Here is a 2,884-nt window from a genome sequence, read left to right on the forward strand (position 1 = left end):
AGTCAATACTGATTACATACACTTTTCAAAGTGCACCTCTCTTTCGGTGGCTTACGGGCCCCTAGAATAGCTTAGATGCTGGATTTCTAGGCAAAGACTGTGGTAGTTTTCAGACGAAGTGTATACACATTTATTGTTGGACACCTCTCGCGATGGCCGACTTGATCGATCCGACGACCGACGAATCTGCGGGCGTAACGCGCGCCGGCAACCGTGCGCTGTCGGTCATGGACCGCGTGCGGGAAGCCATTCTCGGTGGCGCGGTCAGCGCCGGCGAACGGCTCAACGAGGTCCAGCTCTCAAAGGCGCTTTCGGTATCACGCACCCCGGTGCGCGCAGCCCTGCAGGCCCTCGCCGGTGAAGGACTATTGGACTACGCGCCGAACCGCGGCTTCACCGTACGCGAATTTCCCCTCCCCGCCATTGTCGATGCCTACGACATCCGAGCCGCACTGGAAGGTGTCGCCGTACGCTTTGCGGCCGAGCGCGGGCTTGGCGACCAGGAAAGAAAAATCATCGAGCGGGCCTTGGCCTCCGGCGACAAATTGCTCGAGCGCGGCTCGTTCGCGGCGGGCGACCTCACGATCTACCGCGATATCAACGGCGATTTTCACGATGCGCTACTGGCAGCGGCAGGCAATCGCATGCTGAGCGAAATGATCCGGATCTGCCACCATGTGCCGGTGTCGTCGACCCGCAACATCGTGGTGTTTGAATATCACGACGTCCGCCGCCGGCACGACGATCATCACCGCATCTTCGAAGCCGTCGTCGCGCGAGAACCCTGGCGCGCGGAAATGCTGATGCGCGAACACGTCGCCAGCATCAAGACATCGCTGGTCGGCTATCTGAGCGAGCGCAGGAAAGATCATCCAGGCGATTATTCTTGATCTTGAATTCCAGCCCGCTATATCGACATTTTCCGCACTTTCCCGTGAGCCAAGAGCATGACGACCATCGACCCCCCTGTTGAAGCGCAGCCATTTCAGGCCGAGGTTTCCGAACTCCTGAACCTGATGGTGCATTCGGTTTATTCGGAAACCGATATTTTCCTGCGCGAGCTGATTTCGAATGCATCGGACGCCTGCGACAAGTTGCGTTATGAAGCGATCGCCAATCCTGCGCTGATCGGCGATGGGCAGCTGCCGAAAATCCGCATCTTTCCGGACAAGAACGCCAATACGCTGACCATTGCCGATACCGGCATCGGCATGGACCGGCAGGAACTGATCGACAATCTCGGCACCATCGCCCGCTCCGGCACCAAATCCTTCGTGTCGCGCCTGAAGGAAGCCAAGGACGGCATCGGCCTGATCGGACAGTTCGGTGTGGGCTTCTATTCGGCCTTCATGGTCGCCGAGCGCATCGTTGTCACAAGCCGCCGCGCCGGCAGCGACGAGGCGTGGACATGGTCCTCTGAGGGTGGATCGGGTTTTGAAATTGCGCCGGCCGGCAAGGACGATGCGCAAGCGCCCGAGCGCGGAACGCGTATCGTCCTGCGCCTGAAGAAGGATGCGGCGAAATATCTCGAGGCTTACGAAATCGAACGCATCGTTCGCGCCTATTCCGACAATATCCAGTTTCCGATCGAACTGGTCGACGACAAGGGCGAGTCCAAACAGATCAACTCGGCAAGTGCGCTCTGGCAGCGGCCGAAATCCGAACTCAAGCCGGAAGATTACAAGGAAGCCTACAAGTCGATCGCTGGCGCCTTCGACGAACCGGCGATGACACTGCACTACCGCGCAGAAGGACGCTATTCCTACGCGGTCCTGCTGTTTGCGCCCTCGACCAAGCCGTTCGACCTGTTCGACCCCGCGCGCAAGGGAAAGGTGAAGCTTTATGTCCGGCGGGTGTTCATCACCGACGATGCCGACCTGTTGCCGGCCTATTTGCGCTTTATCCGCGGCGTCATCGACAGCGAGGACCTGCCGCTCAACCTCTCGCGCGAGATGTTGCAGAACAATCCGCAACTGGTGCAGATCCGAAAAGCCGTCACCGGTCGCATCGTCAGCGAACTCGAGACGCTCGCCGACAAGCAGCCGGAGGAGTTTACCAAGGTCTGGGACGCCTTCGGTTCTGTTATCAAGGAAGGTATTTATGAGGATTTCGAGCGCCGTGAAAAACTCCTGGCCTTGTCGCGGTTCACCACCACGTCGGGCGAAAAGCGCACCCTCAAGCAATATGTCGCGGACCTCAAACCGAACCAGACCGAGATTTACTTGCTGGCCGGCGACAGCATCGAGCGATTGAAGAGTAATCCCAAGCTGGAATCGGCAACCGCGCGCGGCATCGAGGTTCTGCTCCTGACCGATCCGGTCGATGCTTTCTGGACGTCGGCACGGTTCGATTTCGACGGCAAGCCGCTGAAGTCGCTGAGCCAGGGCGACGTCGACTTCTCCCTGATCCCACTACTCGACGACAGCAAGAAGGACGAGGGAAAGCCTGCGGCGGATGAAGCCAACATCATCGCTGCGATCAAGCTTCACCTTGGCGATCGCGTCGCCGACGTCCGCGCCTCGCAGCGCCTGACCGCGAGCGCGTCCTGTCTGGTCGCCGGCAGCCACGGTCCCGATCGCGAGCTTGAACGGTTATTGGCGCAGCAAAACCGCGGCGTCGATACCAAGCCCATTCTCGAAATCAACCTTCGCCATCCACTGGTCGCGGCGATCCCGCAGGCCGGCGAGAACGCCGCCGACCTGTCTTTCCTTCTTCTCGAACAGGCGCAGATTCTGGACGGCGAGTTGCCGGAAGATCCGGCGGCGTTTGCGAACCGCTTGAATCGCCTCGTTGTGGGCGGTTTTTCGAAGGGGTGAAAATTGGTGGCGGACAGAGGTGTTGGCGCGGGACGCGGCGCTGCCGTACGATGCACTCACGCTAGTGG

2 protein-coding genes are annotated in these 2,884 nt (G+C 59.6%); both read left to right on the forward strand.

Annotated features, from left to right (window positions below; all coding sequences use genetic code 11):
* Positions 1 to 152 precede the first annotated feature (152 nt).
* Positions 153 to 890: a GntR family transcriptional regulator gene (locus tag WB528_RS22750; protein ID WP_423890909.1), complete on the forward strand. Its 738-nt coding sequence runs from the start codon at positions 153 to 155 to the stop codon at positions 888 to 890.
* Between the two features lie 57 nt (positions 891 to 947).
* Positions 948 to 2,816 (forward strand): molecular chaperone HtpG, encoded by a 1,869-nt coding sequence (gene htpG, locus WB528_RS22755; RefSeq protein WP_423890911.1) that lies wholly within the window; start codon positions 948 to 950, stop codon positions 2,814 to 2,816.
* Positions 2,817 to 2,884: the final 68 nt, after the last annotated feature.

Origin of the sequence: Bradyrhizobium sp. (genome assembly GCF_049586575.1) — a bacterium.
In the GTDB taxonomy this organism is placed as follows: Bacteria; Pseudomonadota; Alphaproteobacteria; order Rhizobiales; family Xanthobacteraceae; genus Bradyrhizobium.